Here is a 16,853-nt window from a genome sequence, read left to right on the forward strand (position 1 = left end):
GGCGGCACCGCCCGATCGCAGAGGACGAAGTCCCCCGGCACCTGCTCCCGAGTCCCGGTCGCGTCGCCGACCGGCCCACGAGGAAGGGGCGAAAGTCCCTATGACCGGAGCCGGATCAGCCGACCGGTGCGGGGCTGCCCAACAGTCCATCGTGGACTTCGACGATCCGGTCGACCGCGGTGAGATGGGCGCGGTCGTGCGTGACCAGGACGGTGGCGGTGGCCCGCTGATGGGTCAGGCGCGTGATCAGATCGATGACCACGGCGCCGCGGTCGTGGTCGAGGGCGCTCGTCGGTTCGTCGATCAGCAACACGGTGGGCTCGTTCATCAGCGCACGAGCGATGTTCACCCGCTGCCGTTGGCCGCCGGAGAGCTGGTGCGGGCGACGTCCGGCCTGCGGCCCGAGCCCGACGGCGTCGAGCAGATCCAGGGCCACGCCGCGTGCCGCGGACGGCGAGCGGCCGTCGATCCTGGCCATGACCTGGAGTTGTTCGGCGGCGGTGAGGGCGGGCAGCAGATTGGGTTGCTGGAAAACGATCCCGATCTTGCGGCGGCGCAGCTCGGTGAGTTCACCGCGGCTCAGCCCGGTGGTCTCGGTGCCGTCGATGGTGACGGAACCGTGGTCCGGGGTGATGAGGGTGGCGGCGACGGCGAGCAGGCTGGACTTGCCCGAGCCGGAGGGCCCGGCGACGGCGGTGATCGTGCCCGGCGGGACGTCCAGGGTGACGCCGTCGAGGGCGGTGAGGCGGGAATCGCCATCGGGATAGGTGAGGGTGACGTCGGTCAGGTTCAGGCTCATCGGGCACTCCCCAATGCGGTCAGCGGGTCGACGGAGGTGATGCGGCGGACGGAAAGCGCGGCCCCGAGAGCGCCGAGCAGGATCATCACGGCGGCCGGGACCAGCACGGTGGCCGGCGTCAGCAGGAAGGGCACGGCGGATCCGGCGACGACCGCGCCGAGGCCGACGGCCAGTGCGGTGCCGACGGCGGTGCCGCCGACGAGAAGGACGACAGCCTGGCCGAGCGCGTCCTTCAGCAGGAAGGCCGTACTCGCTCCCAGCGCCTTGAGGACGGCGATGTCGCCGCTGCGCTGGATCGTCCAGACGGTGAAGAAGGCGCCGATCACGAGCGCGGAGATCGCGAACAGGAAGCCTCGCATCAGTTGCAGCGAGCCGTTTTCCGAGGTGTAGGAGCCGATCGCGGACAACGAGTCGCTCTTCGAGACCGTCTTCGTGCCGGCGGCGAGATCGGTGGCCGCGAGATCGGCGTCGGCAGTGGTGGTCAGCGCGAGCACCGTCGCGCTCGGCTCACCGCCGGTGGGCGGCACCGTCTTCGCCCAGACGTCGAGGCCTGCCCATACCACCGGGGTGTGGCTGAACCAGGCGTCCCCCGTCACGGCGGAGACCGTCAGCTGACGCCCGGCCACGGCGATGGTGTCCCCGCCCCGGACACCCAGGTCGTCGGCCGCGGACGTCGACAGCACCACCGAGCCGCCGGTGACGTTTCCGCCGTCCGGGGCGAGCGCCGAGCCGGGCCGGACTCCGAAGACGGAGATCCCGGCACTGCGGTTTCCCGCGGTGGCCTTGGTGGTGGAGATGCCCAACGGCTCGGCGCCGGTGACGCCTGGGGTTTCGGCCCACTGCCGCCGCTGCGTCTCGGTGATCGCGGAGTTGGCGTAGGACAGACTCTGCCCGTCACCAGGAGCGGCGAAGACGATCTTGTCGGCGGGCAGGCCGGTGATCGCGGAAATGTTCTGCTCACCCAGCCCGGCGGTGAGCCCGGACAACAGGCCGACCAGCAGGGTGATCAGCACGACCGCGGCTCCCATCAGGGCGAACCGCCCTTTGGCGAATCTCAGATCTCTCCAGGCGACGAACACGGTTCCGGTCTGTCCTCTCCGGCGGGTGGGCTGGTTACCTCTCCACGATCGCGGCCGGAGACCGCGACGACATCTGGCCGGAGATGGCACTTCGCCCGCCGGAAGACGGCACGCCGGTTCTACCTTTGGATAGAGGCGCCCGCCGGTCGCGCTCCGTAATCTGGAGGCACTGTGACCACCGCGCCCCCTTTGACCCCGACCAGCCGGGTGCTGACCTGGTGTCTGCACCTGCTGCTCATCGCCCTGCTCGCACTCGCGGCCGTCCGTGCGGTGGCGGACGGTTCGTCCGACGCGGGAGCGGTCGTCGCGACGGCATTGGCGTGCGCTGTCGTGTACGCGGCAGGCCCGCTCCTGCCGCGTGTCAGGACGTCCCGGCAGGCCGCCCAGTGGTGGCTGATCGCGGTGGGCGTCGTGTGGCTGGTCCTGCTGGTGCTGACCGCCGACGGCGTCTGGGTCGCCTTCCCGCTGTACTTCCTGCAGTTGCATCTGCTGCCGCGCCGTCAGGGCCTGGTCGCGGTGATCGCGACCGCGCTGGCGGCGATCACCGCGTTCGCCGCCCACCAAGGTTCCTTCGTCCCGGCGGCGGCGATCGGCCCGGCGCTGGGAGCCGCCGTGGCGGTCGCGGTCGTCTGGGGATACCAGGCGCTGTACCGCGAAAGCGAACGACGCCGAAACCTGATCGAGGAGCTGACCGCCACCCGCGCCGATCTCGCCGAAGCCCAGCACGCGGCGGGAGTGCTCGCCGAGCGGGAACGGCTGGCCCACGAGATCCACGACACCCTCGCCCAAGGGCTGTCGAGCATTCAACTCCTGTTGCGTGCCGCGGAAAGAACCCTGCCCGACACCGCCGGGAACGCCGCCCGCTACGTCGAGCAGGCCCGGCAGGCGGCCGCCGACAACCTGGCCGAAGCCCGCCGCTTCGTCGTCGCGCTGTCCCCGCCGGCGCTCGACGACACCACGCTCACCGACGCGCTGGAACGGTTGTGTGCCACCACCAGCGCCCGGCACCTGATCACCGCACGGTTCCGGTTCACCGGTACGCCCACTCCCCTGCCGACCGCGTACGAGGTCACCCTGCTGCGCATCGGCCAGGCGGCCCTCGCGAACACCGTCCGTCACGCCGACGCGTCCACCGCCGAAGTCACCCTGTGCTACCTCGACGAGCACGTCCTCCTCGACGTCGTCGACAACGGTGTCGGCTTCGATCCGGAACACAGCGGCTTCGGTCTGACCGCGATGCGGACCCGAGTCGAAGCCTTGGACGGAACCTTCGCCATCGAGTCCTCCCCCGGCCACGGCACCGAGTTGTCCGTGCGGCTGCCCGTCGAAACCAAGGAACGTCCGTGACCGAACCCGCGATCCGGCTCCTGCTCGCCGACGATCATCCGATCGTCCGGGCGGGCCTCCGCGCCTTGCTGGAAACCGAACCCGGTCTCATCGTCTCCGCCGAAGCCGCGACCGCGGAGGAAGCGGTGTCCCGCGCGGCCGAAGGCGACATCGACGTCGTGCTGATGGATCTGCGCTTCGGCCCCGGCATGACCGGCGCCGAAGCCACCGCGGTGATCACGGCGCGGCCGGACGCTCCGCGCGTGCTGATCGTCACCACCTACGACACCGACGCCGACACACTGCCCGCCATCGAAGCGGGCGCCACCGGCTATCTCCTCAAGGATGCCCCACCCGAGGAGCTGGTGACCGCCGTCCGTACCGCCGCCGCCGGACGCACCACCCTCGCCCCGACCGTCGCCGACCGGTTGATGAACCGGATGCGGATGCCCACCACCGCGCTGACACTGCGCGAGATCGAAGTCCTGGTCCTGGTCGCCGACGGCCTGTCCAACCGGGCCATCGCGGAACGGCTCCACCTGACCGAAGGCACCGTGAAATCCCACCTCGCGCGCAGCTACACCAAACTCGGCGTCGACTCGCGCACGGCCGCCGTCGCCACCGCGACCGACCTGGGCCTCATCCGCCGTTGACCGCCTGCTGCGGCAGGTTTCGGCTCCGTCCATGAAGGCCTCCTTGAGAGACTCTGGGTCCCTCAAGGAGGCCTTCACGGACAGGTACTCGTTGATCTACGTCTGACCTGTGCGTGAGCGGGATTCGCTCCGTTCCGGACCGGGGGTCAAGCGTTGTCGATGAAGGATTTGGGACGTTCACTGTCCCAAATCCTTCATCAACGAATCCCTGTGCGGAGGGGCCAGGACGTTCGGCGCCCCGAACCCCTCAGGCTTGATCCATACCAGTGGGTAAGCAAACGAGTCCCTCAAGGAGGCCTTCACGGGCCTTCCTGTACCGCAAGCGGAGCAAAGGCTCGGCCGCGTGATGGGGCACGTCTCGTGAGTGGTGAGGACGGTTCTAGCCGTCTCTCGCCACTCACGAGTTGATCAGCCTCCGAGCACGCCGCTGACCTCGTTCGGCGTTCCCGGGATCGTGCCGGTCGCGGTCTTCGCGCCGGACGCGAGGTCGACCGAGTGGATCTCCTTCTTGCCAGGATCGGTCACGTACGCGGTCCCGCCGCGGACGAAGATCGCCGGGCGCGGCTGCTGCCACTCGATCGGCTCCTGCCAGGTGCCGATGACGGCGATCTTCTTCGTCACCGCACCGCTCACCGGGTCGATCACGTGGATCTGACCGTCGGTGCCCAGCACCAGCGCCTCGCCCTGAGGACCGCGGGCCAGCGAGCGGAAGGTGTAGCTGGTCCCGATGTCGACGTGCTTGAGCGTGGCCTTCTCGGTGTCGATCAGGGAAATCCGGGTCGGGCGCTCGAGCTCGGCCGCTTCGTCGACCTTGTAGTCGCCCAAGGTGATCGGAGAGACGTCCGAACCCGCCTGGTTGCCGATACGCCCGTAAGCATCCGGGCTGGTCACCTTGGTGATCACACCGTTCCGGTAGATCAGCGCGCCGGTCTGGCAACCGACCACGATCGCCTCCCCGCGCGCGGCGGCTTCACCGTGCACACCGGGGCACTGCTCGTTGCGCGCGATCTCCTTCTTGTCCTTGTCCAGCACCACGATCCCGGACCGCTTGTCCTTGTTCCCGACGGTGGTCACGAGTTCGCCGTTCTCGAGTTCGACGGCCACGCCGTGATGCGCTTCCGGCGTCTTGTGCTTCGGCGCGGGGAAGGCCGCGGTACCGATCGCCTTCGGGTCGAAGACGGTCACTTCGCCGGTCCCGTCGGCGAACAGCACCGTCTTGCCGGCGTGACGGACGACGTGGCCCGGCTTGGCCGCCTTCACCTCGTTGTCCGTCAGCACGGCGCCGACGGCGTCGAGGACCCGGAATCCGGTGGAGGTCGAGACCATGAGGTGCCGGTCGTTGCCGGCCGGGTTGAGCCGGTTGAAGCCTTCCAGCGGAAGGTTTTTCGCGACCTGCAGGGACTTCCCGTCGAGCAGGACGATTCCGCCGTCATAGGTGACGGCCACCGGATTCGCGACGACGGGAGCCGGAGCCGCGTCCTTCCCGGGTTCCGCCGCCGGCTGTTCGGTCGCGCAGGCGGCGAGCGCGAGGGTGCTCGCCGTCGTCGCCATCAGCGCGAGATATCGGGTCTTCCGTGCCATTTCACTGTGCCTTTCGTCTGTTCCGATCAGGAACGGGTCAAACCGGTGGTGATCGATTCGGTGTTGGCGCGCATCATTTCCAGGTAGGTGGCCGCGCCCTGGCCTGGTTCGCTGAGCGACTCGGAGAACAACGGGGCCACCTGGACGTGCAGCCCCGCCTGCTCGGCCAGTACCCGCGCGAGCCGGTCCGGCTGGGAGGAATCCGCGAAGATCACCGGCACCCCCGCGGCGCGAACGGTGTCGGCGAGGGATTTCAGATCCGACGAACTGGGTGATGCGAGCGTCGTCCCGCCAGGGATCACCGCACCGACTACCTCGAACCCGAACCGCTGGGCCAGGTAGCCGAACACGTGATGGTTCGTCACCAGCTTCCGGCGTTCACGGGGAATCCCGCCGAACTTCTCGGTCATCATGCGGTCCAGCGCTTCGATTTCCCCGCGATAGCGGTCGGCGTTCGCGCGGATGACCGTTTCGTCGACGCCGCCGACATGGGCGACGACCTCGTCCGCGATCGTCTTCACCGCGTCGCGCACCCGTGCCGGATCCGTCCAGAAATGCGGGTCCGGCTTGTTGTCGGCGTAACTGATCGGGTTCACCCGCTCCCCGGCGGGCAGCGCCGGTACGCCGTTTTCCTCGGCCGTGCGGACGGTGCGCAGCATGCCCTCTTCGAGCCCGAGTCCGTTGTAGACGATCAGGCCCGCCCGCTCGACCTGAGCGGCCTGCTGTGCGGAGATACCGAACGAGTGCGGATCGGCGTTCGGCTTCATCAACACGGTCACTTCGGCCTGATCGCCGACGACGGCGCGGGTGATGTCACCGAGGATGTTCGTCGTGACGACGACCGACTTGCCGCCCCCACCGCTTCCGGAGCACCCCGCCGCCGCCAGCAACGCCACCGCGACCAGTGCGAGCGCCCGGCGCCTCATCGGCCGGTCTCCACGATGTGGCCCGCCTTGCCGCCGACCTTCAGGGTCCTGGCACGCCGGAGGTTGTCGTTGTAGTCGATCTCGTACACGTCCGCGGACAGCGGGTTGTTGACGTAGGCGCGCGTCTGATCGACCTGGATCGAGGCGGCGGCCGTCGCTTCCGGAGCCAGGAGCGGGATCGCCGTCTGTTCCTTTCCGGCGCCGTCGAAGGAGCGAAGCTTCCCGTCGCGGTTGAGGACCAGCAGTGGACCGCCCTCACCGACGGCGTTCACCGCGCCGACCGGCCCGGTCTCGACGTACTGCCAGCTGCGGCGTCCGACGTCCAGCGACCACACGGCCGACTCGCCCGCCCTGGCGGCCAGCGTGGCGCCACCCGGCCGATGGAAGAAAGCGGTGGCACGTTCCTGAGCGGTGACGCTGCGCGGATACGGGATCTTCACCCCGGCGAACGCGCCGTCCTTTTCGGTCACCAGCAGAGCGCCGTCCGCGCATCCGAAGACGACACCACGCCGGGTCACCGCCTGGCCCCGCAGTTCCGGACACGGCTGGTCGATCTCGGCCACGGCCTTGCCCTGGCGGTCGTGAACCCGCACTCCGCGGGCGAACGGCTTTCCGGCGTCCGCCACCGTGGCGATGATGTGCTCGCCGTACGGGATCGCGACGCCGGCATGCGGCTCACGTGGGATCTTCCCCAGTTCGGCGACCGTCCCCTTGTCCAGCACGGCACGGTCGAGCAGCGTCGCCGTTCCGTCCGAATAGGACAGTGCCGAGACGGCGGGATCGCTGTAGGCCGCCAAAAGCTGCTTTCCCGGCGCCACCCCGACATCACGGACCTTCGCCCGGTAGTAGTGGACGTGGTCACCGTGATCGACCATCCAGGATCCGCTGTCGATCACCCGGATCGTGCCGTCACCGGCGGTCAGGTAGCCGAAGCGGCCATCGCCGGTCACGGCTTGCACACCGTCGACGCGCCCGACTTCGTGGACCTCCTCGGTGATGAGGTCCACGACCCGCACCGCGCCCGTGTCCGAGTCGGCGACGATCAGCCGTGACTGCGCCTCGGCCGCTTCCTCGGCGCCTTCGACATAACCGTGCGGGACTTCCGCGGTCACCTCCTTCGGCTGCTCGCCGCCGCACGCCGCCAAGGTCAGCGCCGCGACGACCGCCGTCACTGCTTTCAGTTTCATCGTGAGCACTCGATCTCCGGTGTCAGGGAACGGAATCGCTGTCGTACGAAGGACAGGAACGCGGAAAGGAAGAACAGGAGGACCGCGGCGGCGGCGATGGTCGCGCCCGCCGCGGTGCCCCAATGCCAGGACACGAGCAGACCGACGACCGTGGCGGCGATGCCGAGCAGCGCCGCGACGAGCATGATCGTGGTGATCCGCCGCGACCAGAAGAGCGCCGCCGCGGCCGGGGCGATGAGCAGGCCGAACACCAGCAGCGTCCCCACGACCCGGAACGACGCGACGATCGTGAGCGTGACCAGCCCGAGCAACACGGCGTTCGCGAGCCGTGGCCGCAGCCCCAGGGTGTGCGCTTTGCGGACGTCGAAGGTGAGTGCGGTGAACGAGCGGTGTCCCACCAGTGCCACCACCCCCACGACGAGCAGGGTGATCGCGAGGCCCACCAGGTCGCCGGAGCCGACGGCGAGCACGTCACCGAACAGGAATCCGGTGAGATCGACCGCGAACGACCGCGAGTGCGACACGATGATCACGCCGCTCGCGAGCATGCCGACGAACAACAGCCCGATCGTGGTGTCCTCGGAAAGCCGCCGCGACCGCCCGAGCGCCGTCACCCCGAGCGCCATCACGCCGGCGCTGATCGCCGCACCGATCAGCAGGTTCACGCCGGTCAGCGAGGCGATCGCCACGCCGGGCAACATGCCGTGCGACATCGCGTCGCCGATGAACGCCATCCCGCGCAACACCACCCAGGTGCCCACGACCGCGCACACCGCCGAAACCAGCACTCCCGCCACCAGCGCACGCTGCACGAACGACACCTCGAAGGGGATCAGCAACCACTCCACGCGTCACACTATAGTGGTAATGATTGTCATTATCTGAAAGAGGGTGGGATGACCCCGGACACAACGGCGCTCACGATCGACCGTGCGCACGCCCATTACGGCTCCCGCGAGGTGCTGCGCGGGATCACCGCCCAAGTCCCGTCGGCGCGGCTCACGGCGGTCGCCGGCGCGAACGGCGCGGGCAAGTCCTCGTTGCTCAATCTCGTCGCGGGCGTGCTTCCGCCGACCACCGGTTCGGTGACCCGCCGGGATCCGGGCCGCGTCGCCTACGTGACCCAGCAGAGCGAGGTGTCGCGATCGCTGCCGATCACCGTGCGCGCGACCGTCACGATGGGCCGCTGGGCGCACCGGGGTCATTGGCGACGACTGTCCAAGTCGGACCGAAAGATCGTCGGGGAATGCCTGGAGCTACTGGAGATCACGTCGATCGCGGACCGGCCGATCGGCATGCTGTCCGGAGGGCAGCGGCAACGCGCGCTGGTGGCGCAGGGACTCGCCCAGCGATCTGGGTTGCTTCTGCTCGACGAGCCATCAGCCGGTCTCGACCTGCACGCCCGCCGTTTGATCGACGAAGCCTTGCGCGCCGCACTCGCCGAGGGCACGACGGTTCTGAGAGTCACGCACGATCTCGAGGTGGCGGGCCGGGCCGATCACTGCCTGCTGTTGCAGGACGGCCGCCTAGTCGGTGAAGGCGCGCCCGCTTCTGTGCTGACTCCGGAGCGGGTGGCGGAAGCCTGGGGTCTTCCGACCGGCATTCGGTCAGGAGCCGCCGACGCTCGCTAGGGTGCACCAGTGGAAGCGACGTGGCAGCACCTCGAGCGCCTGAAAACTCGCGTCGGCCTGGAACTCCCGCCCGAGCTGCTCACCTGGTGGGCCCTCATGGACGGTGTCGACGACCAGCGCGATCACGGAACGGGGAACCGATCCGTAGAGCTGATCCCGAAGGGCTACCTGCCTCTGTCAGTGGCGCGTGCCGAGGAGGAGTACGCCCGACAGTCGCAGTACCCCGACCCTGGCTGTTGCACTCCCGAAGGAACGCACCTCAAACAGGCGGGCGCGAACGGATTCCCGTACTGCACAGCGGTTCTGCCCATCGGCCGGGCCATCGACGGCGGCCTGCTGTGCGTCGATCTCCGGCAGGGCGAGCACCACGGCCGGGTCATGGAGTGGTATGCCAGTGAAGGGATCTACGACTCCGGCTGGGCGAGCGTCACCGAGATCCTCGACGAGATCGCCGAGCGGCTCGACGACGGTGAACCGCCGGCGGGCGCGGTGTGACGTGACACTCCCCTGACGGTGGGAACGAAATCACCCTGGGTCACCACCTAGGCTGCCAGGACGTCCGACCGTCAGTGAGGAATCGCGTATGCCAGCCGCCGAAGCAGCGGAAACGCGCCGCCGCTATCGGCCAGAGTTGCAGGGACTGCGCGCCCTCGCGGCGCTACTGGTCGTGGTCTACCACGTGTGGCTCGGCCGGATCTCCGGCGGCGTCGACGTCTTCTTCCTGATCTCCGGGTTCCTGATCACCGGCCAGCTGGTGCGGGCCACCGGCCGCGGCCGGATCGCGTTCCGGCCGCTGTGGGGCCGGATGCTCAAGCGGTTGTTCCCCGCCGCGCTGACCGTTCTGCTCGCGGTGCTCTTCCTGGGGATGTGGCTGCTGCCGCAGGATCGCTGGTTCCAGACCATCAAGGAGGTCTTCGCGGCCGCGCTCTACGTCGAGAACTGGCGGCTGGCGGCGGATTCGGTCGATTACTTCGCCCAGCACAACACGGCGAGTGTCGTTCAGCACTACTGGTCGCTGTCCATTCAGGGGCAGTTCTATCTCGTGTGGCCGCTGCTGATCGGGCTCGTGGCGTTCGCCGCCACCCGGCTGCGCCGTTCCCTGACCGGCTCGGTCGCGATCACTCTCGGTGTGCTGTTCGCCGTGTCGCTGGCGTTCTCCATCCGGCTCACCGCGACGAACCAGCCGCTGGCCTACTTCCACTCCATCACCCGGGTCTGGGAGTTCGCCCTCGGCGGGTTGCTCGCGCTGGCCATCGACCGCTTCGTCCTGCCTCGGCTCGTCCGGATCCTGCTGGGCTGGATCGGCGTGGCCGGGCTCGTGACCTGCGGGATGATCCTGGACGTGGGCGAGGTCTTCCCCGGCTGGGCGGCCTTGTGGCCGACCATCTCCGCCGCGCTCGTGATCGTCGCCGGTGTGACCGGCAGCCGCGCGGGCGCGGATCGGTTCCTGTCGTCCCGGCCGCTGGTGTACCTCGGCAACCTCAGCTACGCGCTGTACCTGTGGCACTGGCCGGTGTTGCTGTTCTACCTGGTCGCTCGGCATCGCGAAGCCGTCGGACCGCTCGGTGGGGCGGTGGTGATCAGCGTGTCCCTGGTCTTGGCGGCCGCCACCTACCGGTTCGTCGAAGAACCGGTGCGGAAGTCCTCGATCGGCGAGCGGACGCCCTGGGGCGCGTATCGATTCGCCGTGCTCGCGCTGCTGCCGGTGCTCCTGGTCGCCGGAACCTGGCAGGTGGTGAGCACCAAGAAGGCCGATTTCACCATCGCGCTCGACGACGAAAATCATCCCGGCGCGATGGCCCGCGACCCGGAAACGCCGAAGAAGACCGTCCCCGGCAAAGAAGCGCTACCGCCGCTGATCGCCGTCCCGAACGACTGGGGCGGTATCCCCGACGCGCGGTGCACACCGTCCCGGTTCGACCAGATCCTCGAAGTCTGCACCTCTCGGCCGGAGGGTGCCCCGGCTAAGACGATCGTCGCCGTCGGTGACTCCCATATGCAGCAATACCTGGCGGCGATCAAACCGATGGCGGAGAAGAACGGCTACCAGGTCACGTTCATGCTCAAAGGGGCGTGCCCGTTCTCCACGACGTCGGACGTGATGCCGGGCGACCCGGGCTGTCTCGCGTGGAATTCCGCGGCACAGAAGGAAATCCTGGCGATGCGACCGGACGCCGTGGTGGCACTGTCCACTCGGGACGTCCGGGTCGGCCCCACCGAGAAGACCCCGCAGGGTTTCGTCGACCAGTGGAAGGTCCTCGATCGCGCGGGGATCCCGGTGGTGGCGATCCGCGACAGTCCCCGCCCCGGCTTCTCCCCGCCCACCTGCATCGACACTCACGGAATCAAAGCACCGGAATGCACCGTGCCGCGGAACAAGCTGCTCGCCGAGCCGCCGTACGCGAAGCTGAAGGACGTACCCGAGAACGTCTCCTTTCTCGACTTCAGCGACTACTTCTGCGGACGGGGACTCTGCCGTCCGGTCGTGGGGAACGTGCTGGTGTACATGGACGACAACCACGTCACGGCCAGCTTCATGACCACCCTTTCCCCGGTGCTGGAACGAGGAATGATCAGCGCGCTCAGCTGGTGATCACAGACCGAGCAGCGTCTTGACGGCCTCGCGCGCCTGACGGGCAGGCGCCGGGTCGCCACTGATCCCCGCCGTCACGATCGCCCCTTCGGCGAGCAGGTACACCGGTTCCGTGACCGGCCGTCCGGTGGCCCGCACCCAGTTGTCGATCTGCTCGTGGAACGCCTGCTTGTGGGCCCGCACCTCGGCCAGTACGGCCGCGGACGACGGACCGAACTCGCCGTGGGCGTTGATCCAGGCGCAGCCGCGGAAGCCGGGTTCGGCGAACCAGTCGGCGAGCCAGTCGAAGATCGCGAGCACGCGCGCCCGAGGATCGTGGACCTGCTCCACTCGAGCGGCCAGGCTGCCCCGCCAGCGCTGATCACGGCGCTTGAGCATCGCCACCACGAGGTCTTCCTTGGCTTCGAAGAACCGGTAGATCCGCTTGAGCGAGAGGCCGGACGCCGCACGGACCTGATCCATGCCGACCGCCTGGATGCCGTTCTCGTAGAAGAGTTTCTCGGCGGCATCGAGCAGGGCTTCGCGGTCCACGCGGTTCTGCTCGTCGGTGACGGCGGCCGGCATCGGTACTCCCTTGACGTCGAGAACGGTCGTTCCCTATCGTAGGCCTCGGACGTAGAGAACGCACGTTCTCAACACGAGGAGGTTCGACATGACGGAAGATCGCCCGCCCTACCCGCCGTTCACCCGGGAGACTGCGCTGCGGAAAGTCCAAGCGGCGGAGGACGCCTGGAACACCCGCGATCCGCGGAAGGTGGCGTCGGCCTACACGCCGGACTCCGTTTGGCGGAACCGCGACACCTTCATCCAGGGCAGGGAGGAGATCGCCGCGTTTCTGACGGCGAAGTGGGAGCGAGAGCTGGGTTACGCGCTGCGCAAGAACCTGTGGACGTTCACCGAGAACCGGATCGCCGTCCGGTTCCAGTACGAATGGCACGACCGGGCCGGACAGTGGTGGCGCAGCTACGGCAACGAGCTCTGGGAGTTCGACGAGCACGGCCTCATGAGCCGCCGCGAGGCGAGCATCAACGACGTCGCCATCTCCGAGACCGAGCGACGCATCTTCGGCCCGCGCCCTCAGGAGGAACACGGCGAGGAGTTCCCGCTCCGCTAGTCCACGATCGCCGAGATCTCCCAGAGCCCCAAGGACTTGTCGGCGTAGGCGCCGCCCTCTTCGGTGCACCCCTCGACCAGTACGGCCAGTGGCTCGGGGAACCCGAATGGTTCCCGGCACAGGTTCAGCGGCCGCCAGTCTCCGGTCACGATGTCGTTGTTGGTGCCGAGTTCGGTGAACGTCGTGGTCAGCAGGTATCGGGAGCCGCTCCGCCGGAGGTTGCGCAACGCCCGCTCGATGTCGGCGAAACTGAGATGTACCAAGCAATCCCGGCACAGCACGAGATCGGCCTTCGGCAGCGGGTCGGCGGTCAGATCGAGCACCTGGAACTCGTGGACCGGATCGCCCCGGAATCGCTCCGCGTTCAGCTCGATGAGATCGGGCACGATGTCCGCACCGATGTAGTGGTCAAGGTCGAGATCCACCTGGCTGAGCCAGCCGTAGTCGCCACACGGGAGATCGAGCAGCGTCCGAACCCCGAAGCGATCGAGGAGCAGAGGCAACTGATCGCTCAGCTCCCGCGTTTGGACGGACTCGGAGCCGGGCCCGGAGGCCGACGAGGAACTCCACAGCCGGGAGCGGAAGATGTAGGTGAAACGATCCTGGGTCCCCATGCTCTCCAGCTCGCCGGCGACCCTCCGGAAGTTGCGCTGCGCCGTGGTGATCGGTCGTTCGTCCACTTCCGCATCGTAGATGACCTCGCGCCCCACCACGCCACTGTCACGCTCGCTCGCAGCTCAAGTACATGAAGGCCCGCTTCCTTGCGTCTAGCGCAAGGAAGGGGGCCTTCATGTACTTGGGGAAGGAGGCCTTCACGGACCTTCAGCCAATCAGACCAGTCACTCGCTGTTGGTAAGCCGAGCGGGTCGGCCACGGGCGACCAAGCGCCTGAACGAGTGAACCCAACGTGAGCATGACTGCTCGAATCTCGGCGAGCTTGACCGAAGTTCGACCGTACCCGGCAGTTGCGATCAGCATTTCGCATCGTGCGAAAAAGGCGCGCACGCAGGGGAAGATCTTGGTCGTCACCTGCGAAGAGAACCGCAGCTGCACTTTCACGCCGACGCCGGGAAAGGCAAATTGCCGAGCTGCCGACGGCGCTGCTCCATTCGGCCCCTCCCGCTACTTTTAGTAGTTTTCCGGGTCACCCAGACCGTTGAGCGACGCGTGCATACCGTTCAGCGCGACACACGCTGTACTACTGAACGGTCACAGTCCGCTTTCGCCAAGATGTCCTCAGCCGCACCGGTCAAGAACCGGTAACGCACGCGTGGCCCCCTGCTGTCACAGGAGGCCACGCGGATGTCCATTCGCAAGCTCGCTAGAACAAGGACAGGACGGTCGTGACCATACAGCCTGATAACGCGAAGACACCAGACAACGGACCGCCCCAACGGGTCAAGGTCGTCATCGAACACGTCGAAAAGCCGGCTCGGCGGGTCGCGACGTCCGCGGAGATGATCCGCGCGGCGCGGCCGCTGCTGAGGACGCCGGGACGCCATCGCAAAGTGCAGAGCCGCGACAGCTGGCTCTGCCTGGCGATGGCGGTCCTCGCCGGCTGGGCGCCGACCTTGCGGATGTGCCTTCTGCTGACGGTCGGCGGCGCCATAGTCGTCGGCGTCGTCGAGATCAGCACTCCGAAAGTCGGGGTGTCGGCGGGGACCAGCATCGGTCTCCTGACTCTTTTCGGCGCCTGGATTGTCAAGTCCCGACAAGGTAAATCGCGGCGAGAGCCGAGTCTGTAAACGAATTCCGCCCCGTGCCCGCCTCGTCGCGGGCACGGGGCGCGGCAATGTCGGAAAATCTCCACGCCCGTTCGGTGCCCTCCGGTTAAATGATCGCGAAGTCCCGACATGTGAGGAGATCTCGTGCGGAGAGCTAGAAGACTGGGGGCCCTGGTCGTTTCGGTGCTGGCTGCGGCCACGGCACTGGGCGGCTCGGCGTCGGCCGAAACCGTGCAGTCGTTCCACACCTCGCTCGACCCCGCTTCGGTGCGGGAGTCGGTGCGCTATCTCGTCGAGAACTACCGAGTGAGCGAACAGGAGGCGTTGCGCCGCCTGGAATTGCAGACCGACGGCGGCAAGCTGGACGAACTGCTGCGACGCGACCGCGGCGCCGAGTACGGCGGCATGTGGCTCGACCAGGACCGGGGGCAGCTGGTCGTCGCGATGACCAAACCCGCGGCGGCCGAGCCGTATCTGAGGGCGATGCCCTCCCGTTCCGCTGTTCGCACGCAACAGGTCCAGCACTCGTTGCAGCAGCTCACGGCGGCCAAGGAACGCGTCGCGGCCAAGGTCGGCGCGGGACCGGACGCGGTCTACCTGCCGTCGGTGAGTGAGTCGGAAAACCGTGTCGTGCTTTGGGAACGCGACTGGGTGGCGCGGGCGAAGGCTGCCGTGGCCACCGAGACGAACACCGCGCAGCGGGCCACGGCGGAGGAATCCGGCATGGTCGTCTCCCGGGTGCTGAAGAATCCGAACGCGCTGGCCACGCCGAACGTGGATCTCGGTTTCTGTCATCCGCTCTACTGCACGAACTACGGTCCGATGCGGGGTGGTCTCCGGCTGGACATGAAGCGGGACGACGGCACCTGGGGCGGCTGCACCAGCGGGTTCAACCTGCGGTCCACCGGTGGCGGTTTCCCCGGCAAGGGCTGGGTGCTCACCGCCGGGCACTGCATGCGGACGAAGACCAACAACACGCCGACCCAGCACAACGGCAATGACGTCCTGCAGCAGCACGGCATCGAGAAGAGCTCGTATCCGTACGACTACGCGGCCCTGCCGTACGTCAACGACGCGGCGTCGACGAAGTGGCTCGAAGGCCAGACCGGCCGCAACCGTGTGCTGAAGTACTGCCGCAACGGAGGCATGGACAGCAACGGCGACACCCCGTGCGGTGCGCAGGCCACCTCGGTCGACGAGTACATCACCGGCGCGCGCAAGCTCGCCGAGATCAAGGCCGGGTATGTCGTCTGCGCTTCCGGCACGGCGTCGAGCAAGGTGAACTACCCCGATTCCGTCGACAGCGGAGCGGGTGCCGGCTACCTCGTCGGGACCCGCTGTGGCCGGGTCTTGTCCACGGACGTCGGCATCAACACCGACCTGTGCGCTCGTCCGGGTGACTCCGGCGGGCCTCTGTTCAGCCAGGCCGACCACGCGGCACTGGGCATCCTGGTCGGCAACCAGCAGTCCCGCTCGGGCCCCTGCCAGGCCGGTGAGCTCAACAATTACGCGCCGATCGAGACGATCACGACCGATCTCAGCGAGCGGATCGCCAGTCAGGGATCCACCTTCGCGGTGATCACGACTCCGAACGGCTGATCTCGCCAGTAACTGGAGGCCCCCTTCGTCGCGGACGCGGTGAAGGGGGCCTTCGCGTCACCTGGTCAGCAAGGGACCTTCGTAGCGCAACGCGTCGTCCTCGCCGTACACCCGGACCGTCAGCTCCGGCGGCTCCCAGGGTGCGAACACCTCGTCGATCGTCCGGGGCGCCGGCCCCAGGTCCACGTCCACGGCGAAGGTGTGTGCCACGATCTCGGCCTGGACGACGACGCCGTCCGCGTCGGTCACGTCCAGCCGGGTCACCCCGGGGTCGATCGCTCCCAGCGCGCCCGGCCGCGCGCTCCACACCGCGAAACCGCGCTCCGTGGTGTCACTCCCGTATCCGGTGCTCATGATGTTGAACAGTGTGCTTTCTCCCGCCCGGAAGACGCATTCCGCCTCGACGCCCGAGTCCTGGTAGGCCAGCATCCGCCCGTCCCCGGTGCCGGTCCCGATCCGGGCTCCGGTGTGCCACCCCTCGTATGACACCTGACCCGCCGATCCCGAGGATCGGTAAAGCTCCGTCAGGGTCATCAGTTCCGCGATCCACCGCGCGGTTTGTTCATCACTTGCCGGGGCCACTACGCGTGTGCCCTCCTCTCCGACTGTCCACAATGGTCACCATCGAGGCTGGCACACCC

At 68.0% G+C, this 16,853-nt stretch carries 18 protein-coding genes; 8 read left to right on the plus strand and 10 right to left on the minus strand.

Going from position 1 to position 16,853, the window contains the following annotated elements; all coding sequences use genetic code 11:
* Positions 1-115: 115 nt before the first annotated feature.
* Together AMK34_RS04895 and AMK34_RS04900 are read right to left on the minus strand one after the other, a co-directional pair.
* Positions 116-799, minus strand: coding sequence for an ABC transporter ATP-binding protein (locus AMK34_RS04895; RefSeq protein WP_073843230.1), 684 nt, complete (start codon positions 797-799; stop codon positions 116-118).
* Positions 796-1,878, minus strand: a complete 1,083-nt coding sequence (locus AMK34_RS04900; RefSeq protein WP_073843232.1) for an ABC transporter permease — start codon at positions 1,876-1,878, stop codon at positions 796-798. The genes AMK34_RS04895 and AMK34_RS04900 overlap by 4 nt, the downstream gene beginning before the upstream one ends.
* A 171-nt stretch (positions 1,879-2,049) precedes the next feature.
* On the opposite strand from AMK34_RS04900, the gene AMK34_RS04905 reads away from it, so the two are divergent.
* On the plus strand, positions 2,050-3,225 hold the full coding sequence (locus tag AMK34_RS04905; protein WP_073843234.1) for a sensor histidine kinase: 1,176 nt from the start codon (positions 2,050-2,052) through the stop codon (positions 3,223-3,225).
* Positions 3,222-3,857, plus strand: a complete 636-nt coding sequence (locus tag AMK34_RS04910) for a response regulator (protein ID WP_073843236.1) — start codon at positions 3,222-3,224, stop codon at positions 3,855-3,857. Before AMK34_RS04905 ends, AMK34_RS04910 begins: the two co-directional genes overlap by 4 nt.
* Before the next feature lie 408 nt (positions 3,858-4,265).
* Here the strand turns inward: AMK34_RS04910 and aztD are convergent, their stop codons facing one another.
* Genes aztD through aztB form a run of 4 tightly spaced genes read right to left on the minus strand, consistent with a single transcriptional unit; the run spans position 4,266 to position 8,399 of the window.
* Positions 4,266-5,438 (minus strand): zinc metallochaperone AztD, encoded by a 1,173-nt coding sequence (gene aztD / locus AMK34_RS04915; protein WP_073843238.1) that lies wholly within the window; start codon positions 5,436-5,438, stop codon positions 4,266-4,268.
* Positions 5,439-5,464: 26 nt separating this feature from the next.
* On the minus strand, positions 5,465-6,364 hold the full coding sequence (gene aztC / locus AMK34_RS04920; protein ID WP_073843240.1) for a zinc ABC transporter substrate-binding protein AztC: 900 nt from the start codon (positions 6,362-6,364) through the stop codon (positions 5,465-5,467).
* On the minus strand, positions 6,361-7,551 hold the full coding sequence (locus AMK34_RS04925) for a hypothetical protein (protein ID WP_073844574.1): 1,191 nt from the start codon (positions 7,549-7,551) through the stop codon (positions 6,361-6,363). Before AMK34_RS04925 ends, aztC begins: the two co-directional genes overlap by 4 nt.
* The gene (gene aztB / locus AMK34_RS04930) at positions 7,548-8,399 is read right to left on the minus strand and encodes a zinc ABC transporter permease AztB (RefSeq protein ID WP_038513323.1); all 852 of its coding nucleotides are present in this window, start codon (positions 8,397-8,399) and stop codon (positions 7,548-7,550) included. Before aztB ends, AMK34_RS04925 begins: the two co-directional genes overlap by 4 nt.
* A gap of 48 nt (positions 8,400-8,447) precedes the next feature.
* On the opposite strand from aztB, the gene aztA reads away from it, so the two are divergent.
* From aztA to AMK34_RS04945, 3 genes are all read left to right on the plus strand, one after another.
* The gene (gene aztA, locus AMK34_RS04935; RefSeq protein WP_073843242.1) at positions 8,448-9,182 is read left to right on the plus strand and encodes a zinc ABC transporter ATP-binding protein AztA; all 735 of its coding nucleotides are present in this window, start codon (positions 8,448-8,450) and stop codon (positions 9,180-9,182) included.
* 9 nt (positions 9,183-9,191) lie between these two features.
* The gene (locus tag AMK34_RS04940) at positions 9,192-9,677 is read left to right on the plus strand and encodes an SMI1/KNR4 family protein (protein ID WP_073843244.1); all 486 of its coding nucleotides are present in this window, start codon (positions 9,192-9,194) and stop codon (positions 9,675-9,677) included.
* Positions 9,678-9,765: 88 nt separating this feature from the next.
* Positions 9,766-11,775 carry an acyltransferase family protein gene (locus AMK34_RS04945; protein WP_073843246.1) on the plus strand — a complete coding sequence of 670 codons (2,010 nt, stop codon included), beginning with the start codon at positions 9,766-9,768 and terminating at the stop codon, positions 11,773-11,775.
* Here AMK34_RS04945 and AMK34_RS04950 read toward each other — a convergent pair whose 3' ends face one another.
* Positions 11,776-12,339, minus strand: coding sequence for a TetR/AcrR family transcriptional regulator (locus AMK34_RS04950; RefSeq protein ID WP_073843248.1), 564 nt, complete (start codon positions 12,337-12,339; stop codon positions 11,776-11,778).
* 88 nt (positions 12,340-12,427) lie between these two features.
* Between AMK34_RS04950 and AMK34_RS04955 the strand changes: the two genes are divergently transcribed.
* Positions 12,428-12,889: a nuclear transport factor 2 family protein gene (locus AMK34_RS04955; RefSeq protein ID WP_073843249.1), complete on the plus strand. Its 462-nt coding sequence runs from the start codon at positions 12,428-12,430 to the stop codon at positions 12,887-12,889.
* On the opposite strand, the gene AMK34_RS04960 is transcribed toward AMK34_RS04955, so the two are convergent.
* Together AMK34_RS04960 and AMK34_RS42485 are read right to left on the minus strand one after the other, a co-directional pair.
* A complete protein-coding gene (locus AMK34_RS04960) occupies positions 12,886-13,569 on the minus strand; it encodes a class I SAM-dependent methyltransferase (protein WP_073844576.1) in 684 nt (227 codons plus the stop codon). The two genes, AMK34_RS04955 and AMK34_RS04960, sit on opposite strands and share 4 nt — an antisense overlap.
* Before the next feature lie 142 nt (positions 13,570-13,711).
* Positions 13,712-13,918, minus strand: a complete 207-nt coding sequence (locus AMK34_RS42485) for a hypothetical protein (RefSeq protein ID WP_143202335.1) — start codon at positions 13,916-13,918, stop codon at positions 13,712-13,714.
* A gap of 314 nt (positions 13,919-14,232) precedes the next feature.
* Between AMK34_RS42485 and AMK34_RS04965 the strand changes: the two genes are divergently transcribed.
* Positions 14,233-14,634, plus strand: a complete 402-nt coding sequence (locus AMK34_RS04965; RefSeq protein WP_228694976.1) for a hypothetical protein — start codon at positions 14,233-14,235, stop codon at positions 14,632-14,634.
* Positions 14,635-14,757: 123 nt separating this feature from the next.
* Complete coding sequence (locus AMK34_RS04970) at positions 14,758-16,212, plus strand: trypsin-like serine protease (protein ID WP_241832685.1); 1,455 nt, start codon at positions 14,758-14,760, stop codon at positions 16,210-16,212.
* 57 nt (positions 16,213-16,269) lie between these two features.
* On the opposite strand, the gene AMK34_RS04975 is transcribed toward AMK34_RS04970, so the two are convergent.
* Positions 16,270-16,701 carry a hypothetical protein gene (locus AMK34_RS04975; RefSeq protein ID WP_241832686.1) on the minus strand — a complete coding sequence of 144 codons (432 nt, stop codon included), beginning with the start codon at positions 16,699-16,701 and terminating at the stop codon, positions 16,270-16,272.
* Positions 16,702-16,853: the final 152 nt, after the last annotated feature.

Source organism: Amycolatopsis sp. CB00013 (genome assembly GCF_001905755.1).
In the GTDB taxonomy this organism is placed as follows: Bacteria; Actinomycetota; Actinomycetes; order Mycobacteriales; family Pseudonocardiaceae; genus Amycolatopsis; species Amycolatopsis japonica.

Excerpts from the sequence above, each read along its gene's own strand:
- AMK34_RS04895 (WP_073843230.1), bottom strand. The coding sequence starts at position 799 with ATGAGCCTGAACCTGACCGACGTCACCCTCACCTATCCCGATGGCGAT.
- aztD (WP_073843238.1), bottom strand. The coding sequence starts at position 5,438 with ATGGCACGGAAGACCCGATATCTCGCGCTGATGGCGACGACGGCGAGC.
- aztC (WP_073843240.1), bottom strand. The coding sequence starts at position 6,364 with ATGAGGCGCCGGGCGCTCGCACTGGTCGCGGTGGCGTTGCTGGCGGCG.
- AMK34_RS04925 (WP_073844574.1), bottom strand. The coding sequence starts at position 7,551 with ATGAAACTGAAAGCAGTGACGGCGGTCGTCGCGGCGCTGACCTTGGCG.
- aztA (WP_073843242.1), top strand. The coding sequence starts at position 8,448 with ATGACCCCGGACACAACGGCGCTCACGATCGACCGTGCGCACGCCCAT.
- AMK34_RS04945 (WP_073843246.1), top strand. The coding sequence starts at position 9,766 with ATGCCAGCCGCCGAAGCAGCGGAAACGCGCCGCCGCTATCGGCCAGAG.
- AMK34_RS04950 (WP_073843248.1), bottom strand. The coding sequence starts at position 12,339 with ATGCCGGCCGCCGTCACCGACGAGCAGAACCGCGTGGACCGCGAAGCC.
- AMK34_RS04955 (WP_073843249.1), top strand. The coding sequence starts at position 12,428 with ATGACGGAAGATCGCCCGCCCTACCCGCCGTTCACCCGGGAGACTGCG.